Raw genomic sequence first — 22,143 nt, 5'->3', positions numbered from 1 at the left:
GCTTGCTAATTTTTCAAAAAAGTTCTGAATGCCAAAAAACTAACATACTTTAGCACCACAAAACAACGTTACAAAACACACCACAAAAATTGCTTCTTTGAAGACATATCTACTCCTTATATTATCATTAATCTTCAGCATTTGCACAAATGCCCAAAAAGACAAATCGCAAATAACTTTAAACATCACCAGCCACAACCCTCAAGACAAACTCACTCTAAAATCTATTGAACACCTAAAAACCTTTAACGAAACATCAAGAGCCTACCTAGAAATACAACAGATAGAAAAAAAACTCACTAACCAAGGGTACATTGATTTAAAAACCAAAACAACATTCAACAATAACAACCTGACGGCATATATCAGCCTAGGCAAAAAATACAAACACATTCTCTTAACAATTCCTCAAGACAATAACACAAAACTAGAGACATATATAAAGGAGACATCCTACACAATAGCCAGCAACTCAATAAAGATTGAAACCGCTTTCGCGAAAGCGCTACTCAAACAGCTCACGACAATCGCATCAAACAACGGAAATCCATTTGCTACTTTTCAAATAACCAACATTAAGAAAGCAAACGACCAGCTCACCGGAGAACTAACATTAATTTCAGAAAAAGAAAGAGCCATAACAAGCGTTATATATAAAGGATATGAGAAATACCCAAAAACATATCTACAAAGCCTAAGCAAAAAACTACTCCTCAAACCTTACAACCAAGAGCGAGTTGAAACCGTAAACAATGAAATAAGCACTTTACGATTCCTCAACACAACAAGAACACCAGAAGCTTTATTCAAAAAAGACAGCACCACAATATTTTATTACATAGAAAAGACAAACCAAAACCAGTTTGACGGATTTTTAGGTTTTGCCTCAAATAACAACAACACACTTAGACTAGATGGCTATCTCAATCTACAACTCTTAAACAACTTTAACTACGGCGAGGAGATATCACTTAATTACAAATCTGATGGTGAGGATCAATCACAACTCAAAATCAGAACCGCACTTCCTTATCTTTTTAAAACACCAGTAGGCATAGAAGCCTCCTTATCCATCTTTAGAAAAGACAGCACATTCTCAACTACGCAAACCAACTTACAGGTATTTTATAAACCAAGCACTCAACACAAAATTGCAGCAGGATACAACTCTACAACTTCTGACAACTTACTCAACTCGATAACGAACCAAAACAACCTAAACAACTACAAAACGTCCTCCCTTCAACTAGAACACACCTACCTAAAACGCCAAAAGAGTATATTTTTCCCAATTTCGACGCAATCGACAATAGTCATAGACCACGGATCAAGAATTGCGAATATGACAAAAACACCTCAGACGAAAATTTTATTAAATATTAAAAAGATTTTCAATTTTGATGCTAAAAACTCAATCTATGTTTCTGGGATTTTTAACAATTTATTTTCTAAAACCTACCTTACAAATGAACTTTTTAGACTTGGCGGAATTACATCGATACGCGGGTTTGAAGAAAACAGTCTCTTTGCAAATCTTGCCATTGCAGTCAATACAGAGTACCGCATACAAGTAGGCAACAGCCTATACATCAACACAGTACTGGATGGAGGCTATATTGAAAACGCCTTAGACAATAACAACAACTACTTGCTTAGTGTAGGTGCGGGAGCAGGAATACAAACCAAGGCAGGGGTCCTTAAAATAAATATTGCAAATGGAAAATTTAACAATTCTTCGTTCGACTTCTCAAACACAAAACTGCACCTAATTCTCGCTGTACGCTTTTAAATAAGGGGATTAACACGATTTACAAAGCGTTAAAAAAAAACTAAATTTTAGCAACTATTAGTTGTGTAATTAACTTTTTATTGTGATTTTTGGCATTGGCTAATTCAAATAATTTATAAAAATGAAAACAAAGTTTAGTGGAATTTTAACGCTATTGCTAGCGTTTGTAGTGCAAGTTTCGTTTGCACAATCAACAGTTTCCGGGACGGTTACTGAAGATAATGGTCCTTTGCCTGGTGCAAATGTCATTATCAAAGGTACGTCTACAGGAACTCAGACCGATTTTGATGGAAATTACTCAATTCAAGCAAGTCCAACAGATGTACTTGTCTTTAGTTTTGTTGGTTTCTCAACTCAAGAGGTGACAGTAGGAAGTCAATCAACAATTAATGTGGCTCTTGCTGCTGACAATGCTCTAGACGAGGTAATTGTAACAGCACAAGGAGTTAAGCGTGAGAAAAAAGCGCTTGGTTACGCAGTAAGTGAAGTTGCTTCTGAAGAAATCGAAGGACGTACAGAAGGTGACGTTGCTCGTGTACTATCAGGAAAAGCTTCTGGTGTACAGATTACTTCTCAGAGTGGTGCTTCTGGATCTGCAACAAATGTTGTAATTCGTGGGTATACTTCAATAAACGGAAGTAACCAAGCATTATTTATCGTAGATGGTGTGCCTTTTAGTAGTGATACTAACGCACAGGGTAGTTTTCTTGCTGGTAACAATGGTTCTTCACGTTTCTTAGATCTTGATCCAAACAACATTGCAAGTGTAAACGTTCTTAAAGGACTTGCTGCAGCAACGTTATATGGTACAGCTGGACGTAACGGGGTTATCGTAATTACTACAAAGTCAGGTCAAAGTGGAGCTGGCGGGCCTAAGAAAACTGAAATCACAATTAACCAGTCTTACTTTGTTAATGAAATTGCTTCATTACCAGATTACCAAGACAAGTTTGGTGGAGGTTTTGACCAATCTTTCGGATGGTTCTTCTCAAACTGGGGTCCAGCTTTTGAAGCAGGTGGTGTTGCAGGATACTTAAATGAGCCTTCAGGACAGATAGACGAAAACGGTACAGTAGCTCACCCATACTCAACTACTGGAGCAGATATAGGACAAATTTTAAGAGATGAGTTTGATGGACAACGTTATGAGTACAGACCTTACAATAACGTATCTCAGTTTTTCCGTACAGGTGGTGTTTCTAACACTTCTATAAACATAAACGGTGCATCTGAAGACGGTAAAGTAAACTACAACTTAAACTACGGTCACTTAGAGGATAAAGGATTTATCCCTGGAAACCAATTACGTAGAAACAACCTTTCTGTAGGTGGTAGAGCACAATTATCTAATAAGTTTACAATCTCAGGAACGTTAAACTTCTCTAGAACTGACTTCTCTTCTCCTCCGGTAGCTGCATCACGTGGTAATGGTACTTTAGGATTCTCAGTATTTGCAAACGTATTCTTTACACCTCGTAACGTAGACTTAGCAAACTTACCGTTTACTATTCCTGAAACAGGAGGAAGTGTTTACTACCGTCAAGGTAATGACATTAACAACCCTAACTGGATTGTGCAAAATGCAAAAAATACACAGTTAACTAACCGTGTATATGGAACATCGACTTTACAATACAGCATTAATGATAACCTAAACTTACAATACCGTGCTGGTGTAGATTTCTACAACGAGCGCAACGTAAGTTATGTAAATAAAGGTGGTGTACTAGGTGCTACTGTTGACGATATCAACGGTGAATATAACACTTGGGATAACAACAACCGTATCTGGGATCACTACTTAGCATTAAGTGGAGATTACGATCTTTCTGACAAAGTTGGTTTAACTTTCATTACAGGTGCTACTTCTAGATCTGTTGAATTTGATCAACAAGGTGTGGCTAGTACAGGACAACTTGTATTTGGTGTACAGAGACACTTTAACTTCTTAGAGCAGGCTCCTATCCAATTTACATCTTTCCAAAACATCGTAGGTGTTTTAGGTCAAGCAGATATTGATTATGATAATATGCTTTTCCTTACGCTTGCTGCTCGTAATGACTGGGTATCTAACCTTCCAAAGGAAAACAACTCACAACTATATCCTTCTGTAAGTTTATCATTCTTACCTACTACTGCATTTGACGGTCTTAAAGGTGATGCACTTAACTATTTAAAAGTAAGAGCAGGTCTTGGTACTTCTGCTGGTTTCCCTGGTGGTTTCCCAACAGTAAATACTGTTAACCAATTCACAAACCAATACATTGATCAAAACGCTGGTGGTGGTAACACTACAACGAACAGTGTAAGTAACTTCCAAGCTAATCCTGATCTTAAACCAGAGCTTATCTCTGAATTTGAAGTTGGATTTGATGCTCGTTTACTTAAGAACAGAGTAAGCTTAGATTTCTCTTACTTTAACAGATCTACTGATGATCTAATTGTATTTAAACCATTACCTCCATCAACTGGATTTACTTCTACACAGAGTAACATTGGTAAGGTTGAAGGTGACGGATTTGAAGTTGATTTAGGAGTTGATATTTTCCAAAGTGAAAATGATGGATTCAACTGGAATACTAGAGCAAACTTCACAACTAGTGAGCAAATTGTAACTGAGCAAGATGATGACCAAATTATCTATGCTGGATCTACCCAACCATTCTTAGGAGGTAATGCTGCTATTAGAGGAGAACAGTTAGGTGTAATTGTAGGAACTAGAATCCTTAGAGATGACGACGGCAACTTTGTAGTAAACGGTGCTGGTAACTATGTTGTACAGGATAACGTTATTCTTGATGATGGTCGTAGCATTACTCCTATCATTGGTAACCCTAACCCAGATTATGTTTTAAACTGGATTAACACATTATCTTATAAGAACTTTAACCTTGGTTTCCAAATGAATTATACTAAAGGTGGAGATATTGCTTCTTCTACTATAGGTGTATTATTAGGTCGTGGTCTTATTACAGAAACTGAAGATCGTGAGAATACTTACATTCTTCCAGGTGTTCAAGCGGATGGATCTGAAAACCAAGTACAAATCAACAACTCACAGTATTACTTCAACAATGTACTTTTCGGCCCTAAAGAGCTTCAAGTATATGATGCTTCAGTTATTAGATTACAAGAGCTTTCTTTAGGATATTCATTACCTAAGAAGTTCTTAGATAAAACTCCATTCGGTTCATTCAGCGTTACTGCTAGTGGATTTAACTTATGGTATGACGCTTATAACACTCCTGATGGAGCAAACTTCGACCCTAACGTAGCTGGTGTAGGTGTTGGTAATGGTCGTGGATTTGACTATATCAATGGTCCTTCTTCAAAGCGTTATGGATTAAGCGTAAAAGCATCATTTTAATTAAAAGATTTATAAAAATAGAATTATGAAAAATACATTTAAGTTCATAATGGCTGTTGTTATAGCTGGTTCATCTCTCTTCTATTCTTGTGAGACCACAGAATTGGAGTTAGTAAATGACCCAAATAACTTGACATCAGACCAAGCAGATCCAAATTTTCTGCTAAATTCAGTTCAACTGAACTACCAATTGAATGCACAAACATTTAATGGTAACGGTGGCGCTTTAACAAGAGTACAGTATTTCGGAAACAGAAACTATTTCGCTGGATTAACTGGAGGTACTTTAGATGGTGCTTGGTCTCGTACATATGCAGGAATGCTTGTAGATGTTAGGACTATTGAAGAATTAGACGCAGACCCAAGTATTGATCTTCGTTTTCAAGTAGGAACAGGTAAGATAATGCTAGGACATTCTTTATTGTGGTTAGTAGATTACATTGGTGATATTCCTTTTGACGAGGCTTTTAATCCAATAGATTTTCCTAGTCCGAATGTGCAGGATGGTGCTTCTGTCTATGAAGCGGCTATTAACCTTGTTGCTGAAGGTAGAGCTACTCTAAGTGCTCTTAATGCAGATCTTATAGCTTCTGAGGGGGATGTAAACAGTGCTATCGAAGATTTATTTTATGATGAAGACATCTCAAAATGGATTAAAGCATCAAATACAATAGAAATGAAGGCTGCTATCACTACAGGTGACTTAGCTACTTTTAATGCACTTGTTGCAGGAGACAATTTCATTAGCGATACAGAAGATGATCTTCAATTACAATTTGGGTCTAACTTATTAAATCCAGATACAAGACATCCAGATTACCAACAAGATTACACTCCTTCAGGAGGTAACTTATACCGTTCTAATTGGTTGATGAACTATATGTCTGAGACTAATGATCCTAGAATGACTTATTACTTCTATCGTCAATCTGATTGTACTCCTGGTGCATCTTGTTTACCAGAAGGAAATGGTGAAACTTTATCTTGTTCTTTAGAAACTTCACCACCTCACTATGCTGGATTTACTTACTGTTTCTTAGAAAACGGTTATTGGGGTAGAGATCACGGTGATGATGACGGAACTCCTCCTGACAACTTCTTAAGAACTGTTACAGGTGTTTATCCTTCAGGAGGTCTTTATGATCAAGGAGAATTTGAAAGTGTATCACTAGGAGCCGGTGGCGGTGGAGCTGGAATAGAGCCTATCATCCTTGCATCTTACGTAGATTTCTGGAGAGCTGAAGCAGCACTAATTGCTGGGGATGCTGATGGAGCGGCAGATTTTATTGAAGCTGGTTTAATTAAATCTATAGCTAAAGTTCAATCTTTTGGAGCTCTAGATGCTACAAATGATGGTTCTACTGAGCCTTCAAGTGTGGTTGTAGATAATTTTATTAGCGATATAATTGCTGACTTTGATGCAGCAGATATGACTGGTAAATGGAATGTTTATGCTCAACAATACTGGGTAACTCTTTACGGAGGAGCTGCTGAATCTTACAACTTCTACAGAAGACAAGGATTCCCAACAACTCTTCAACCAAACTTAGAGGCTGACCCAGGAAACTTCCCAAGATCATTCCCATATGCATCTTCTGAAGTTATTGCTAATCCAAATATTAATCAAAAGCCTGATCAAAATACTCAAGTATTTTGGGATACGAACCCACCATCTTCACCGAACGGAGGATTCCCGGCTTCGAACTAACATTTAAAAAAAATAACAATGAAAAATATATTAAAATTTGCCTTTGCTGGAGCCATTCTTTTTGGAATGGCCTCTTGTGAGGACGATGAACAAAACACAACTGACCTTGTACAGGAAACTGTAGAGAGAGGTGCGGTTCTAAGAACAGTTTCATTAATATCAAACTCTCTTCCTATTGGAGTACCAACAGCAGAGTTTTCGGTATTACTTGAAGAGCAAGATGCCTTTGGAGGTGATTTACTAGAAAGTGTAGATGTTGAAATACTATTTACAGATGGTTCTGATGATGTAGGTGATTCATCTAACGGAATAGTTGGAGAACGCGTATTTGTGCGTAATATTCCTGCAAGTGATTTTGAAGATGGCCCATTTGGTCTTCCTAGACATACACTTACTTTACCTTTAACTGAATTATTATCATTAGTTAACTTAACTGATGAAGATATATTTGGAGGAGATAGCTTCTCAACATTCTTAACACTCAATCTTACTGATGGACGTGTTTTCAATGCAGAAAATGCTGGTGGAGTAATTACTGGTGGTTTCTTTGCTAGCCCATTCCAATATTTAACTCCTGTAGTTTGTCCAGTTAATGACGATACCTTCTCAGGTGATTATCTAGTTGAACAACTTACTCCTTCTATTTTCGGATACGATACTTTTGATCCAGATGGTGGTGGTGTTATTCTTACTTTAATTGAAAATGACGAAGACGGATTTATCCCTGGAACTGAAACTGTACTAGAAGACACTCAAAGATTATTTGATGCTGATTACTTAGCAGCACTAGGATTTGGAAATACTCGTACATTTACATTAAACTTTATTTGTGGTGAGGTTTCTATACCAACAGGATCTACAACAGGGGTACAGTGTAGTGCTGGAATTACAATAGGGCCACCTACTGATGTATTTGGAACTTATGATTTCCAAGATGACACTTCATTTGTTCTTATTATAACAGATGACGAGACTGGTGACTGTGGTGGAGCTATACAAACTTCATTAAGCTTTACAAAGCAATAAACATAATCAACATTCAATGTTAAAGTTAAAAGCATCTCCTAACAGAGATGCTTTTCTTATTTTAGTCATATAACTACATACAATATGTATACTATAAAACGGCTTTTATTTTTACTATTACTTTTCCTTACCACAATCACCAACTGCCAAAATACAGTTGGGATTCAAACTAATCTCGCAGAGTCTTATAATGGCTATACACTATTCTCCCCACGTACATCTGAAGTTCCTAGATACACTTATTTGATTGATAACTGTGGAAGAATAATTAATACTTGGGAATCTCAATTTCCACTTTTCAGCACTGATTATCTCCTTCCTGACGGTTCCCTCTTCAGATCTGTTGTTGACAATCAATCTACCTTGAACATACCAGGTAATACAGGGCGTATAGAACACTTTTCTTGGGAGGGTGAACTATTATGGGGGGCTACAATATCTGAAACCAATCTAAGTTTTCATCACGATTATGTTGTGCTAGATAATGGAAATCTTCTCATTTTGGTAGCAGTCCGGAGGACAAAAGACGAAGCCATAGCTCTGGGGCGAGATCCTCAAACAGTAGCAACGGATGAATTGTATGAAGAACGCATTTGGGAAATAGAATTACAAGGAGCAGACAGCTATAATGTAATATGGGAATGGCGATCTTGGGATCATATTATACAAGACTTCAATAGTCAAAGTAGTACATTTGGAAATGTTGCAGAAAATCCTCAAAAAGTTGACTTCAATTATGGAACCAGTTTTGGCGAAGCTGACTGGTGGCATTCAAATGCCATAAGTTATCATCCAGAGAGAGATCATATTATCATTAGCAATAGAAATCTAGATGAGTTTATAATTATTGACCATAGTACAACTACGGAAGAAGCAGCCACAGGCTCTGGAGGTAATAGTGGGAAAGGGGGAGATATTTTATATAGATATGGTAATCCTGAAAGCTACAGGCAAGGTGATATAAATTCCCAAGCATTAAACGCAATGCACGACGTCCAGTTTATAGAAGACACAGGACCGAATGCGGGTAAAATATTAATATTCAACAACCAACCAGATGAAGGATTTTCAGAGATACTAATCATTGACCCTTTATATGACGAGGCGAATTCAAACTACGAATACTCAGGAGGTGCTTATGGCCCAGAAAATCCGTTTTTTTCTTACATAAATCCCAGTGACTTTTTTTCTGCATTTCTTTCAGGAGCACAAGAATTACCTAATGGTAATATCCTTATAACGTCGGGACCTGATGGAAAATTATTTGAAATTACAACAGATGGCAGTATTGTATGGGAATACTTAAGCCCCGTAAGTAATCTAGAAATTCTACAAGATGGAGATGATCCTGATGCAAGTCAAACTAGGGTTTTTAGATCATTGAGATATTCTCCACAATATTCAGCATTTGAAAACAAAGACCTAACACCTGGGAGTCCCATTGAGCTCAATCCTATAACGGATGAGTGCGAAATTTTGAATTTACAAGAAAATCCAACCTTAACTCAACATTCAAGTGTATATCCTAATCCAGCATTGAACATCATAAATATTTCTACAGACTACATATTTTCGCAAGCTGCTATATTCAATTTAAGTGGTCAAAAGCTCATAGAGTCCAGCAAAAAAACTCTCAATATATCACATCTACCAAGAGGCTTATATTTCGTAGAAATAACACATAAAAATGGAATCATTGAAACACATAAAATTTTAAAAAACTAATGAAAAACCTCATATACTCTTTTTCAATAGGGTTTTTACTAATAGGAATTATTTCCTGCGAAAGCAAGACATCCTCTCCTCAAAAAAGATCACCTCAAAACATTTTAAATTCTCTACAGAATAATTATGGAAGTTCTGTTTTACAGCAACGTGAAATTACATTTGATGTTAATGATGTTAATTATAAAATAGAACTAAATAATCAGGACACCCACTATACAATGTCTCGTACTTCTAGAGATGTTGATTACAAAACAACATACAAAAATGGGTTTATTGAATATTTCATAAATGATTCCCTACAGGATGAATCAACTTATAACAGAAAGTTTTTTGATTCTAAACTTGATGGTTTTATATTTAATACCTTTGCGCCACATTTATTAACAGGAAACCGTTACAACGTTGAAAATTTACCTGATACAGTTATTAACGATAGTGTATATCTAACCTTACGGGTTAAATCAAAAAAAGTACCTGACGTCCCAACAGACGAGTATTACTTTTATATTGACAAAAAGACCAATTTAGTTATGTACTCGGCTCAATACCACAAACTATCGTATGATTCACCAACATTCAGACGCTACACTAATCACAAAAAAATAAAAGGAATTTTATTTGCTGATTACTATCTTTTCCAAGCCGATAACGGAACACTACCTATAGACAAATTACATACTGGCTTCTCAAATTTAACTTTAAAGCCAATAGAACAAGTCACTTACAAAAACATTGAAGTAAAAAATTTGCTTAAATAATTATATTAAAGACCTAATGGAAAAAACACTACAAATACACGGGACTCGTGCAATAATAGAAGCGATAGAGGCAGGAAAAGAAGTAGACAAAGTGTTTTTACAAAAAGGATTACACAACTCACTTTTAAGCGAACTTAACACGCTCATCAAAAAGCACGGTATACAAACATCCTTTGTGCCTATTGAAAAGCTTAACAAGCTTACCCAACTCAATCACCAAGGGGCAGTCGCTACGATATCTCCTGTAAAATATCACGATTTTGAAGAGCTTGTAAACAAAATAGTAGAGAGCGGCGAGACGCCACTTTTTATCTTACTAGACCAATTATCTGATGTACGTAACTTTGGAGCTATAATTCGTACCGCAGAGTGTACAGGAGCGCACGGTGTTATTATACCTAAAAAAGGTGGAGCACCACTTAATGGTGTTGCGGTAAAAACATCTGCCGGAGCTGCTTTTAGTATGCCTATTGCAAAAGTTGATCACATAAAAGATGCCATCTACTATTTACAAGGTTCCGGAATACAAGTTGTAGCTGCTACAGAAAAGACAGACAATACATTATATGATGTAGATTTTAATCAACCTACCGCTATTGTGATGGGACGTGAAGATAGTGGGGTATCTCCTGGAGTTCTCAAAATTGTAGATCAACAAGCAAAACTCCCTCTTAAAGGCTCTATCGCATCTTTAAATGTTTCTGTAGCCTGTGGAGCTTTTCTTTATGAAGTAGTAAGACAGCGCTTATAATTCGTCTTTATAAGCATTATCACCCTTAATCTTCTCGTCATCTTGTGTTATATAATGATAAACGATGGTGTAAGTATCAGCCTCCGTATTTACGGTAGGCTCTGGGGGTAGTTCAAAAAAGTTACCGTCTTCATCAAACTGACGCATAAATAGATCATCTTCTTCTTTGTAATCTGGCTGTTCCCAAGCATATTTTATAGGGTTAGGTACGCTTTCGCGAAAGCGTAAAGCAATAAATGCCCCAGCTATAAAACCTGAAAGATGTCCCTCCCACGATATATTCTCACTGGTAGGCATTGTCCCCCAAATTAGACTGCCATAAAGAAATACAACTACAAGCGACAAAGCAACAAGCCTATAATGCTTCGCTATTATTCCTTTGAAAAATAAAAATGATACGAGCGCATAAATCACACCACTCATCCCGATGTGATACGACGTCCTGCCTATAAGCCAGGTACCCAAACCGCTCAAAATGGTAATCCATAATAAAACCTTCCACGAGATATTTCTATAAAAATAAAACAGTGCAGTACTAAGTACCAGCAATGGGGTGGTATTATGCCATAAGTGTTTTATCCCGCTATGTATAAAGGGTGAGAAAAGCACACCTCGTAAACCCATCCCTGTTCTAGGTCGTACTCCCCAGCGCGTAAAATCTAAACCAAACTTGATCTCTATCCAAAACACAAACCAGATAATGAGCACAAACAGCAAGGGGTACCCCACTACTCCATTATAAAACTTAAAATAAGACGACTCACTCTCCATAAGTGTATGATTTTCTTTATTAAAGCAAATCTTTAACCATTACTATGTGAAATGAAAGATTGTCATATAAGAAACTTCAAAATAGCTATTTTTGTATGATGAATACACCTCTTGCAGAACGTTTACGCCCTAAAAAACTTGAAGATTACCTCAGCCAGCATCACCTAGTAGGTGAGAATGGCTCACTGCAACAAGCACTCAAGGCAGGGATTATACCATCTCTCATACTTTGGGGTCCTCCAGGCATAGGTAAGACCACACTAGCAACAATTATTGCCGAAGAGTCTAAGAGACCATTCTACACACTGAGTGCCATAAACAGCGGTGTAAAAGATATACGTGAGGTAATAGACAAGGCAAAGCAAAGTGGAGGGTTATTTACCCAAAAGAATCCTATTTTATTTATAGATGAGATACACAGATTTTCAAAGTCTCAACAAGACTCTTTACTAGGGGCTGTAGAGCGTGGCTGGGTTACCCTTGTGGGTGCAACGACAGAAAATCCTAGTTTTGAAGTTATACCTGCATTACTGTCGAGATGCCAAGTGTATATTTTAAAACCGTTTGAAAAAAAAGATCTTGTTTTACTCCTTAATCGAGCCATTGAGAAAGATGAAATCTTAAAGAAGAAAGACATCACACTTTCTGAAACTGAAGCATTACTACGGCTAAGTGGTGGAGATGCAAGGAAACTACTCAACATATTTGAGCTCATTGTTACAACAGAAAAAGAAAAGGAGGTAGATGTTACAAATGATATGGTGCTCTCTAAAGTGCAACAAAATATTGTGCGCTATGATAAAACTGGGGAGCAACACTATGACATCATATCTGCTTTTATAAAATCCATACGTGGTAGCGACCCTAACGCAGCCGTTTACTGGCTCGCTAGAATGATAGAAGGTGGAGAAGATGTGAAATTTATCGCCAGAAGACTCATTATTGCTGCTTCTGAGGATATAGGCAATGCAAACCCTACTGCTCTTGTCATAGCAAATAACTGCTTTCAAGCGGTTACGACTATAGGTTACCCAGAGTCGCGCATTATACTTAGCCAGTGCGTTACTTATCTTGCTAGCTCGCCAAAAAGTAATGCTGCATATCTTGCAATAGGGAAGGCTCAACAGCTTGTTAAGCAAACTGGAGACTTATCTGTACCATTACCCTTGCGCAATGCACCTACAAAGCTTATGAAAGAAATAGGCTACGGTGATGATTACAAGTATTCTCACGACTACCCTGGAAACTTTATACCACAAGAGTTTTTACCAAAAGAAATAAGCGGAACCACTTTTTACGAGCCTACAGATAACACAAGAGAAAAAGCCATCAAGGAAAACCTAAAAGCAAAGTGGGGTACTAAGTATAATTACTAATCTAGATTTACAACTTGAGCTTGCCCATTATTTACTGCAGATATAAGTAGTTTTTTTGACAATCCTTTGTGAGTAATAGATGCCACATCTTTTACATTTCCATCTAAGAAAAGTAAGGTCTCTACGGTTGAAAGTCCTTCATAACCATCTTTCTTATTAGACATAAGTACAACACCTACTCCCGCATCATATCTAGGAGTCTCTACTTCTGTTTCATAAATGGCACCTGCTAGTATTAAATCTTGATAACCATCATCATTTACATCTACTGTTTCTATAGATAAACCTGGACCACTTTGTGCAATTGCAGGTAACATAGAGGTGGTAAACCCTCCATCTTTATGGCCTATAAGTAGTATGGAAGAAAATGTATTTACTTCTTTTGTGTAGGCTTCTTTTAATGCATCTCCATATATATCATCTAGTGTTGCATTTGCAAAATCTGAGTAGGTAGCAAACTTATCTAAAATAAAAGGCATTTGCTGTGAGCTACACTCTCTACCTCTTGCGGGCACATAACTACCGTTATATTCATTACTGAGTACAAGATCAAAGGTGCCATTATTATCAAAATCATTTGCAAAGACCTTAAATGGTTTTTTCTTTGAGGCCTTATACTTAGTGTTCTCTCCTATATTTCCTATCACATAATCTTTTATTCCATCATTATTTACATCTGTCTCCACAGCAGTAAACCATAAACCTAGATTTTCGTCAAGTTCCGGAAGACTTTGACGTACAAAATGCCCTCCTATATTTTTAAGTAATCCTATAGGTGACCACTCTCCTACTATAAGTAAATCTTCTTTTCCATCATTATCATAATCTGTAGTAAGCACATCGTTTATTATACCAAAATCTAATAAATCTGGCGCCACATCTACAGTTACATCTGTAAACACACCTCTATCGTTACGATAAAGCACAGAAGAGGCACTAACAGGAAACTGCCCCTGCTCAATACGATTACCTATTACAATATCTTGATCACCATCTTGGTCAAAATCTATTGCAGCAATACTTTTACTATAAACAAAACGGTTATTCCCGGTCTGATCAAAAGCTGCCTTATCATAATTACCAGCACCATCATTTAGATACAGCCTATTTTCTAATAGCGCATCTTGTTTGGCAAATTCATTACCTCCACTTACTACGATAAGATCTTGGTCTCCATCACCATCTACATCTACAAATAATGATTCCATATCTTCATAAGCCTTGTCTTTATCTAATGCAGGCTGTGATATCTTATTAAATCCAGTTGTTGATTGTATGTATAACGCTCCCGCTTGTCCTGAAGCACCTCCTATAAACAAGTCTTCAAGACCATCATTATTTGCATCTCCTTTTGATATAAAAGGGCCTAGTTGTGATTGCTTATAAGGCAATAATACTTCCTTTGTAAAATCGTTAAAGGTATTTTCCTTGTGACTAAAATCTATGCCTAAGTCATTTTTTGCTTTCGCGAAAGCGTACATAGGCTCTTTTGTATCGATAACAGGAAGCCCAGTAAGTGTTGCTTCGTTTTCTTTTACAACAAGTGTCTGGTTTGCTTTTATATCTGTAAACTCACTACGTTTTCCAGAGAGCCACTGTACAATCACTTTATCTACATTCTCTACAGTGCCTAAACCAAAGTGAGCACCCTCCTCTACTGCCGAAAGGTATCCTCTTGTCCTTTTATTCTCGGCTACTTGTGTACCATTTTTTGTAATAACAGTCACCTTTGCAAAGTCTTCTGAAAGCGTTCCTTTTGTTTTAATTTTTATGAAATTACCTAGCTTATTTTCTACAGAGGTATTCTTAAAGAGAAAAGCGGTATCATCTATATTATTAGTTATAAGTTCAAGGTCACCATCATTATCAAGATCTGCATAAGCACCACCGTTAGAATAAGAAGCCACAGCTAGACCCCACTGGTAGGAGTTATTTTTAAAGTCTAAATCTCCATTGTTTACAAAGGCAATATTACTAAGCTTTTCTGTAGGCATTGCATCATATAACTTTTGCTTTACATCAAGAGGCACAGTACCATTAAAAGCGCGCTGCGTGTCTCTTACCTGATTTTGTAAATCATTATCAAGGGCATATCTTCTATATCCATTTGTAACATAAACATCACGATCTGCATCGTTATCAAGATCTGCTATAAGTCCCGCCCAGCTCCAGTCTGTCTTAGCCATATGTGCTTGATGCACTACGTTATCAAACCTACCATTACCACGGTTAAGCTGTAGTGAGTTAAACATATACTGATGCTGGAAACCCATATCTTCTGTAAGCATATTAAAACGCTGCTCATTCATACTTGCCATAAGCGTTTTAGAGCGCACGTGATCACTGGCCGCCATATCTAGTACAAATATATCTTGCAGCATATCATTGTTAATATCTGCAATGTCTACCCCCATTCCATAAAATGAGACTTGTGCGGTCTGTTCTTTTATTTTATCTGTAAAAGTGCCGTCTTGGTTATTTATGTACATCGCATCTGGCACATAATAATCATTTGCAATATAGAGGTCTAGCCAGCCATCGTTATTTATATCACTTACTACGAGGCCTAGTCCAAATGCCGGTTTGAGCAATCCAGCACTTTCTGTTACATTCTTAAACGTGTTGCCCGTATTTTCGTAAAGTTGTACACTGCTTTTTTCAAGATTTTTACGAATCTTCATACTTGCAAAAAATCGTTGCGGGTCTAGTCCATAAAGTTCGTTTTCATTTGACACAACAAGATCAAGATCTCCATCCTTATCAAAGTCAAAAAACGAAGATTGCGTGCTTATGCCCGTATCTGAAATGTTGTATTGTTTTGCGCTTTCGCGAAAGCGGTTTTCACCCTCATTTATATATAACAAGTTACCACGCTCTTGTGCTTGCTTAGGTCCTCCCTGTGATACGTAAATATCTATGAGGCCGTCATTATTTACATCTGCAAATGTGACACCGTTTGCCCATTGTTTACCTACATTAATACCTGCGGCATCTGAAATATCTTCAAACTGTAAATTACCTTTGTTGAGATACAATTTGTTAGGCACCTGGTTACCTGTAAAAAATAAATCTTGAAGTCCGTCATTATTAACATCTGCTACTCCTACGCCTGCTCCATTATAGAAATAGTCAAAATCAAATAGGTTTGCTAGAGAACCTACATCTTCTTTAAGAGTGTTTGAAAAAGTGATACCACTGGAGTCACTAGAGATTTGTTCAAAAATCTTTACATCCTTAGTCTTTATGACTTTTGAAGGACTAGTTTCTTTTAATATAGTTTGTTCTGTCTTATCCCCACAAGACAGTATAAGTATACTTATAAGTAGTGTGTATAATTGCTTCATTATTCTTTTGTAAATATCATTTCAACCACGCCTGCTATACCTTTTATTTTTCGCTGTACCACAAGCCTACCTTCTAAGAAAAAAGCTGTTCCGCTAAAGTCTGTTGTAGTAACATCAAATGCTTCTCCATTACCCATCTCTGCAAGGCCTATCTTTTTTGAGTCATCATAAAATGTGATTGTAGTTCCTGTTTGCTTTGCTTTATAAAAACCATCTTCGCTGGCAAAAATAATAGCAGCTGGCATACTAGAAGTTTTAGATACTATCTGCTTTTTTTCGTCTAGATCTGGTGATTTATCTTTTGCTATACTAGACTCTGGTATTTTCGTAGTTTTACGCTCAACTGCTGTTGCAGAGGGGTTATAACTATATTGTAAGGCCTCTATATCTAGAAAAGCTTCTCGCAATGCACCGTGGTATGCCTTTTTATAATCTTTATTCTTACTCCTCCCCTCTGAGGTTTTAAAGATCACTTGATCATTGCAGTCTTTTAAAATAACGGTGAGTTTTGCTTGTATAAAAGTAGACTCACTGGTTACTTGTGCATAAAGTGCTTCACAAGGGTCAATAGGGTTTTTAAGTATTTCCTTATCTTTTTCTTTATATGCCTCAAAACCATATTTATTAAATAAGAATTTTGTGAGACTGTTTACTTGATATTGATCTGGTGACTTTAAAAAATCATACTTCTCTGGGACAATTACATACTTATAATCATTAACAGATTGTGCATATAAATTACTACTTAAGCTGGCAATCATAAGTAGTGTAAAAAGATATTTCATAAGGTTCTTATTTATTTTCAAATACGAGCTGCATCCCGAGCCGTAGGCTCGCACCTCTAGCTTTTGCAATGTTTGTAGACTGCACAAGATTATCGGCAGCAAGATAAAGATTAAATTTATTAATTTTTGTACTAACTAAGAACCCAAGATTAGTAGCAGAACGCTTGTCATAGGTATATGTAACTCTGGTAAGCAACCCACTATTCCATTTTCTATCATAATAAGCTGTTATGGCTGTTTGCAACCCTCTAGGTCTCTTAATACTGTTTATATGAAGTCCTACATTATTTATATACTTTCTACCACCTCCAGACTTACAATTACACTCGCCACTGCGATCTTCACCAAACGCATACTGTAAAGAAGTATTAAACTTTACCGGTCGCCAAGAGGTGTAATCATTAGATAAACTATCACTTAAATTAATTGAGTCCTCAAACTCATCTTCTATATTTTGCCAGTAGTCTGTAAACTCATCTCCCTCAATAAGCGCAGGAAATGTAAGCTCAATACCATTAGTCTCATAATTACCTGCTGCAGTAAAATTTCGCACATCTTCCCTATGATTTATAAAACCTAGATCAATAATACTGGCTGATAAAGACCACTGCTCATTTATAAAATGAGTTAAGCCTATGTCTAATCCAAAACCATAGTTTTTACTCAAAAAGGCATTACTCACTAGCTCTGTAACGCCTGTATCTATCTCGTCATCATAAAAAGACTCCACACCAGAAGTATTTGCCACGAGACTAACGTTGCGCAGGGTGTGAGTATAAAAATTAGGCCCATTAGGTGTTGTTCTAGTGGTAAAATCTCCTCTATTATTTATACTATTTACGTTTGCAACGCTCATATACACTTTTGCTCTTGCACCTAGTTGCCAGGAGTTGTTTACCTTCTTATTAATCCCAAAATGGTAAACCGAAAGGGACTCTGCAGTAAAAGCCAACTCAGAAAACTCAAAAGGCACATCTATATAATCTGCATTACCGTTGTATGCAAGTGTTGCTAAATCTTTAGGGAAATATGAGAAAGCATCTATCTCGTGGTATACTCCTCCAGAATAATATATATCTGAACTTGAGGAACGCCAGCCAAAAGACAATAACTCTAGTTGCACATTCATATTAAAGTAATCTGTACTACTCAAATCCAAAAGCGCCTCATTTATTGCAGCATTTATAGGAATATCATCCCTGAAAATATCATAAACACTTACTCCTGACGAGCCTACTTGAAATGAAAAACCAGAAAGGAGCGGGACTCCTATATGTTTATCAAAACTTATGGCTGCGCCTGGATTACTCAATAACGTTTGTGGTAGCTCATCTTGATTATACAATTGTGGCTTGTTTTGTGCCGAAGCATAAAACAGACTAAAAAAACAGGTAGCAAATAAGATATATCGCATCTTATAAATCTGTAAATTCTAGTGAATAAATAGCTTTGCTTTGCAAATTCAAGTCTCCAGATTGCGGTAAAGTCCCAGCAGAAATAATAACCTCATTTGCTAGTTGTATAGAATTACGAATGTTTTCTAAATCTTGTGTCTCAACAACCTCAGTAAATTCTGTGACAACAGGTGTTCCATCACTAGAACGAGATACTGGAAAGGTAATCTCATACTGAACATCTCCATTTTGATTTAAAAATGCAGCTTTGTTTGTAATAGAATGGTTAAATGTATTCGTAGCTCTATAACTAATTGCAATCTCAACAAGATTTTCTTGTGTAACCTCGTCGTCTAAAAAATTGAGCTGTGTGGTATCTCTTAAAATTATCTGACTATTTACAATCTCCTCGTTGCTAAGACTTGTATAGTTAACTGAAAAAAACAGCAGGCCTATATCAAAACGTGGCGCAAGTATTACCTGATCTAAGCGGTCAAAATCTACATCATCTACACAAGAGGTGAAACAAAGTGGTAACAGTAGTACATATCTCAAGCATAGTCTTACAGATAATTGTTTCATAATTGGGGCTCTTTATGGTTTATAAACGTTTTTTACCCATATGTTATTGCTGTTATAAAAAGCTCTTAAGATGTTTAATATCATCCACCACCTTAATTTCTTGAGGTAGCACGAGCTTATGATAGTTAAAACATATAGCATCCATACCTACCTTTAAAGCCCCTACTATATCTGCCTCGTAAGTATCGCCTATCATTATACTTTGAGATGGATTTGCACCCGCTTTATCCATAGCAAAATGAAATATCTTCTCATTAGGCTTTTTTACTCCTACAGACTCGCTGGTAGTCATTGTTTCAAAATATGGTGCGAGCCCTGATTTGTTCATTTTTGTAGTCTGTACTTCTTGAAACCCATTTGTGATAATATGCATCTTGTAGCGTGGTGACAAGTAATCTAGCAGCTCTATGGTGCCCTCAAAGAGATGATTGTTTTCTGGTAGACAATCTATATAATCTTCAGAGAGTTTGTCTATAATATCATCTGTAACAGAGATACCCATCTTGTCAAATGTTTTTTTAAACCTACCGTAACGTAGCTGAGCTTTTGTGATGCGCTCTTCTCTATACCATTTCCATTGTTTAAAATTAATGGGACTGTATACTTCTAGAAACTCATCATAATTGACACTGAGATTATTTTTTTCAAAAATCTTTATAAACGCAAGACCGCTGTTGCGATCAAAATCCCATAGTGTATGGTCTAAGTCAAAAAAAACATCTGTAATGTTACTCATCTGTTATAAGGTGTCTAAAAAGTTTTTTACTATAAATATCGTCAAAGGAATGATTTGAAAATGAAATTCTAAACACACCGTTTACGGTTTTAATTCGGTCACTTAGTTCTTTGAGGTTTACAAAATCTATAGTGTGATTTTTGTAATTAATCACATTATCAGATTGCATACATACAGGATGTATGAGTAATGGCGTTTGTATCTCGTAGTCCAGATCATAAAACAAGAATGACAGAGAGGTTCCCGCTCTAAAACCAGTGGTATTTGCATAGCCCATTGTATAGTCACTTTGTATCTCTTGGTCTAGTGCATCTCTATACACATACGGTAAATTGAGTTTAAAATCTGAGACGTGCATACTTCTCATAGGTCTATGTATGATTTCTTGAAGACGTTTACGCTCTACTGCAAGTACTTGCCTATCTGTTGCAGCTTGTGGCGATAGTAAGAGCCCCACACTGCAATAGTCACCTATCATCTTTATGGTGCTTTGAAAACTACGCTTTGAGTGTTTGATATTTTTTGCTGTCTGACCGTAATCACCTATTTGAAAAAAAATTTGAAACGGAATAGCACTTTGTTTTTGCACGTTTGCAAGCCAGCCAAAGCTGTCGTAAGGATCTTTTCTCGTCCCGAGAAGGACTTGAGTGCGTTTTAAAATTTCGCGAAAGCGTAATTTCCCAAAATCCTTAAAGTACCCACCCACAGCACGCAATACTCCAAGCTTTTTATATTTAAATGCCTGCGGAACTGTCACAAGCATATGTGCTTTATAGGTAGTAGATTGTATAGCTAGGTTAGGAAATTGCATAGCGAGCACCTCTGCAAATCTTTGTATCCAGATATCTACAACTGGCTGTTCTAGAAAATCGTGTACACCAGCAATACTCTCGCTTGCTGGAAAGCGACCTAGACTATCTTTTACGTGTGGCAAATACTCTTCATACCTACTAAGCAAATAAAAAGTTGCAGCAAAAATATCATAAGGCACTTGTGCTGTGGCATCTTTAATTTGAAAAAAGCAAGGCACACCATCCCAGTCTTGTACGGCAATATCCATAGCTAGTATACCTTGCTCAAAAAGCAAGTCTACACTACGTATATGTAATTCATTACCTAGCTTTTTTGAGGTGTAAGACAGTTTTGCTCCCTCGTGTGCAATAAACTCTTCTAGTTTGCTAGTAAACTTTACAGGAATCCCAAGGACACGGGTACAAATATGCTTGAAAACATAAGAGACTCGCGGGGTAATTTTATGGGTGTAAACGAGTAACATATGGGGTGCTGCTGTTATAGAATACCATCATCGGCAAAGCTAAAATACTGCTTTTCGGTCACAATAATATGGTCTAATACTTGTATATCTAAGCTTTGAGCAGCGGTTTTTAACTTTGTAGTGAGCATCTTATCTGCCTGAGAGGGCTTAAGCGTTCCAGATGGGTGATTATGCCCTAGTATCATCCCTACAGCACTGAGCTCTATGGCGGTTTTCATTACCATACGCACATCTACTAGCGTGCCTGTAAGACCTCCTTTACTTACTTGCTCCTTGCGTAAAACTTTATTAGAATTATTAAGAAACAACACCCAGAATTCTTCGTGAGGCAACTCACCTATAATGGGTTGTAAGATGGTATATGCATCTTTTGAGGAAGTAATACGCTTTCGCGAAAGCGTCTCTCCACCGCTACGTCTTCTACCCAGCTCTAGTGCCGCTGCGATAGTGACTGCCTTTGCCTCGCCTATTCCTTTAAACTTCATTAAATCCTTAACCGAAAGCTTACCTAGTTCAGACAAGTTATTTTCGGCTTGTGCAAGAATGCGTTTACTAAGGGATACGGCACTCTCTTCTCGGGAGCCAGAGCCTATAAGTATCGCTATAAGCTCTGCATCTGAAAGGACAGAGCGACCTTTAATCATTAATTTCTCTCGAGGTCGGTCATCTTCAGACCAATTTTTTATTGATATATATGAAGATATATCTGCGGCACTTTTTTCTTGCATAAGGCTTAAATATAGCACTTTACA

The 22,143-nt window shown here is 36.9% G+C and carries 16 protein-coding genes; 8 read left to right on the top strand and 8 right to left on the bottom strand.

Features of this window, described 5'->3' with window-relative positions; translation table 11 throughout:
* Window positions 1–97: 97 nt before the first annotated feature.
* From Q0948_RS09870 to rlmB, 7 genes are all read left to right on the top strand, one after another.
* A complete protein-coding gene (locus Q0948_RS09870; RefSeq protein WP_298351725.1) occupies window positions 98–1,789 on the top strand; it encodes a ShlB/FhaC/HecB family hemolysin secretion/activation protein in 1,692 nt (563 codons plus the stop codon).
* Between the two features lie 121 nt (window positions 1,790–1,910).
* On the top strand, window positions 1,911–5,156 hold the full coding sequence (locus Q0948_RS09865) for a SusC/RagA family TonB-linked outer membrane protein (RefSeq protein ID WP_298351721.1): 3,246 nt from the start codon (window positions 1,911–1,913) through the stop codon (window positions 5,154–5,156).
* A 25-nt stretch (window positions 5,157–5,181) separates the two neighbouring features.
* The gene (locus tag Q0948_RS09860) at window positions 5,182–6,864 is read left to right on the top strand and encodes a SusD/RagB family nutrient-binding outer membrane lipoprotein (RefSeq protein ID WP_298351718.1); all 1,683 of its coding nucleotides are present in this window, start codon (window positions 5,182–5,184) and stop codon (window positions 6,862–6,864) included.
* 18 nt (window positions 6,865–6,882) lie between these two features.
* Entirely contained in the window at window positions 6,883–7,890 is a 1,008-nt protein-coding gene (locus tag Q0948_RS09855; RefSeq protein ID WP_298351715.1) for a hypothetical protein, read from the top strand.
* Between the two features lie 84 nt (window positions 7,891–7,974).
* The gene (locus Q0948_RS09850; protein WP_298351712.1) at window positions 7,975–9,615 is read left to right on the top strand and encodes an aryl-sulfate sulfotransferase; all 1,641 of its coding nucleotides are present in this window, start codon (window positions 7,975–7,977) and stop codon (window positions 9,613–9,615) included.
* Window positions 9,615–10,376: a DUF6503 family protein gene (locus Q0948_RS09845; protein ID WP_298351709.1), complete on the top strand. Its 762-nt coding sequence runs from the start codon at window positions 9,615–9,617 to the stop codon at window positions 10,374–10,376. Before Q0948_RS09850 ends, Q0948_RS09845 begins: the two co-directional genes overlap by 1 nt.
* Before the next feature lie 16 nt (window positions 10,377–10,392).
* The gene (gene rlmB, locus Q0948_RS09840; RefSeq protein ID WP_298351706.1) at window positions 10,393–11,127 is read left to right on the top strand and encodes a 23S rRNA (guanosine(2251)-2'-O)-methyltransferase RlmB; all 735 of its coding nucleotides are present in this window, start codon (window positions 10,393–10,395) and stop codon (window positions 11,125–11,127) included.
* Here rlmB and Q0948_RS09835 read toward each other — a convergent pair.
* Complete coding sequence (locus Q0948_RS09835) at window positions 11,122–11,898, bottom strand: rhomboid family intramembrane serine protease (protein WP_298351703.1); 777 nt, start codon at window positions 11,896–11,898, stop codon at window positions 11,122–11,124. The two genes, rlmB and Q0948_RS09835, sit on opposite strands and share 6 nt — an antisense overlap.
* Window positions 11,899–11,996: 98 nt before the next feature.
* Between Q0948_RS09835 and Q0948_RS09830 the strand changes: the two genes are divergently transcribed.
* The gene (locus tag Q0948_RS09830; protein ID WP_298352536.1) at window positions 11,997–13,274 is read left to right on the top strand and encodes a replication-associated recombination protein A; all 1,278 of its coding nucleotides are present in this window, start codon (window positions 11,997–11,999) and stop codon (window positions 13,272–13,274) included.
* Here the strand turns inward: Q0948_RS09830 and Q0948_RS09825 are convergent.
* Genes Q0948_RS09825 through radC form a run of 7 tightly spaced genes read right to left on the bottom strand, consistent with a single transcriptional unit; the run spans window position 13,271 to window position 22,119 of the window.
* Window positions 13,271–16,618: a VCBS repeat-containing protein gene (locus tag Q0948_RS09825; RefSeq protein ID WP_298351699.1), complete on the bottom strand. Its 3,348-nt coding sequence runs from the start codon at window positions 16,616–16,618 to the stop codon at window positions 13,271–13,273. The two genes, Q0948_RS09830 and Q0948_RS09825, sit on opposite strands and share 4 nt — an antisense overlap.
* A complete protein-coding gene (locus Q0948_RS09820) occupies window positions 16,618–17,403 on the bottom strand; it encodes a hypothetical protein (protein WP_298351696.1) in 786 nt (261 codons plus the stop codon). Before Q0948_RS09820 ends, Q0948_RS09825 begins: the two co-directional genes overlap by 1 nt.
* Window positions 17,404–17,410: 7 nt before the next feature.
* Window positions 17,411–18,817, bottom strand: coding sequence for a DUF5723 family protein (locus Q0948_RS09815; protein ID WP_298351693.1), 1,407 nt, complete (start codon window positions 18,815–18,817; stop codon window positions 17,411–17,413).
* Window position 18,818: 1 nt separating this feature from the next.
* Window positions 18,819–19,379, bottom strand: a complete 561-nt coding sequence (locus Q0948_RS09810; RefSeq protein WP_298351690.1) for a hypothetical protein — start codon at window positions 19,377–19,379, stop codon at window positions 18,819–18,821.
* 52 nt (window positions 19,380–19,431) lie between these two features.
* Window positions 19,432–20,115: a YjjG family noncanonical pyrimidine nucleotidase gene (locus Q0948_RS09805; protein WP_298351687.1), complete on the bottom strand. Its 684-nt coding sequence runs from the start codon at window positions 20,113–20,115 to the stop codon at window positions 19,432–19,434.
* Window positions 20,108–21,391 carry a polysaccharide deacetylase family protein gene (locus Q0948_RS09800; protein WP_298351684.1) on the bottom strand — a complete coding sequence of 428 codons (1,284 nt, stop codon included), beginning with the start codon at window positions 21,389–21,391 and terminating at the stop codon, window positions 20,108–20,110. The genes Q0948_RS09805 and Q0948_RS09800 overlap by 8 nt, the downstream gene beginning before the upstream one ends.
* Before the next feature lie 14 nt (window positions 21,392–21,405).
* Window positions 21,406–22,119 (bottom strand): DNA repair protein RadC, encoded by a 714-nt coding sequence (gene radC / locus Q0948_RS09795; protein ID WP_298351681.1) that lies wholly within the window; start codon window positions 22,117–22,119, stop codon window positions 21,406–21,408.
* Between the last annotated feature and the right edge of the window lie 24 nt (window positions 22,120–22,143).

The organism is uncultured Dokdonia sp., assembly GCF_947496725.1.
Classification (GTDB): domain Bacteria; phylum Bacteroidota; class Bacteroidia; order Flavobacteriales; family Flavobacteriaceae; genus Dokdonia.
Note: the sequence above shows the minus strand (reverse complement) of the source record. Positions and strands in the feature narration are given on the sequence as shown.

What these genes read in the sequence shown, in the direction of transcription:
- Q0948_RS09865 (WP_298351721.1), top strand. Translation starts at nt 1,911, where the DNA reads ATGAAAACAAAGTTTAGTGGAATTTTAACGCTATTGCTAGCGTTTGTA.
- Q0948_RS09860 (WP_298351718.1), top strand. Translation starts at nt 5,182, where the DNA reads ATGAAAAATACATTTAAGTTCATAATGGCTGTTGTTATAGCTGGTTCA.
- Q0948_RS09855 (WP_298351715.1), top strand. Translation starts at nt 6,883, where the DNA reads ATGAAAAATATATTAAAATTTGCCTTTGCTGGAGCCATTCTTTTTGGA.
- Q0948_RS09850 (WP_298351712.1), top strand. Translation starts at nt 7,975, where the DNA reads ATGTATACTATAAAACGGCTTTTATTTTTACTATTACTTTTCCTTACC.
- Q0948_RS09845 (WP_298351709.1), top strand. Translation starts at nt 9,615, where the DNA reads ATGAAAAACCTCATATACTCTTTTTCAATAGGGTTTTTACTAATAGGA.
- rlmB (WP_298351706.1), top strand. Translation starts at nt 10,393, where the DNA reads ATGGAAAAAACACTACAAATACACGGGACTCGTGCAATAATAGAAGCG.
- Q0948_RS09835 (WP_298351703.1), bottom strand. Translation starts at nt 11,898, where the DNA reads ATGGAGAGTGAGTCGTCTTATTTTAAGTTTTATAATGGAGTAGTGGGG.
- Q0948_RS09830 (WP_298352536.1), top strand. Translation starts at nt 11,997, where the DNA reads ATGAATACACCTCTTGCAGAACGTTTACGCCCTAAAAAACTTGAAGAT.
- Q0948_RS09825 (WP_298351699.1), bottom strand. Translation starts at nt 16,618, where the DNA reads ATGAAGCAATTATACACACTACTTATAAGTATACTTATACTGTCTTGT.
- Q0948_RS09820 (WP_298351696.1), bottom strand. Translation starts at nt 17,403, where the DNA reads ATGAAATATCTTTTTACACTACTTATGATTGCCAGCTTAAGTAGTAAT.
- Q0948_RS09815 (WP_298351693.1), bottom strand. Translation starts at nt 18,817, where the DNA reads ATGCGATATATCTTATTTGCTACCTGTTTTTTTAGTCTGTTTTATGCT.
- Q0948_RS09810 (WP_298351690.1), bottom strand. Translation starts at nt 19,379, where the DNA reads ATGAAACAATTATCTGTAAGACTATGCTTGAGATATGTACTACTGTTA.
- Q0948_RS09805 (WP_298351687.1), bottom strand. Translation starts at nt 20,115, where the DNA reads ATGAGTAACATTACAGATGTTTTTTTTGACTTAGACCATACACTATGG.
- Q0948_RS09800 (WP_298351684.1), bottom strand. Translation starts at nt 21,391, where the DNA reads ATGTTACTCGTTTACACCCATAAAATTACCCCGCGAGTCTCTTATGTT.
- radC (WP_298351681.1), bottom strand. Translation starts at nt 22,119, where the DNA reads ATGCAAGAAAAAAGTGCCGCAGATATATCTTCATATATATCAATAAAA.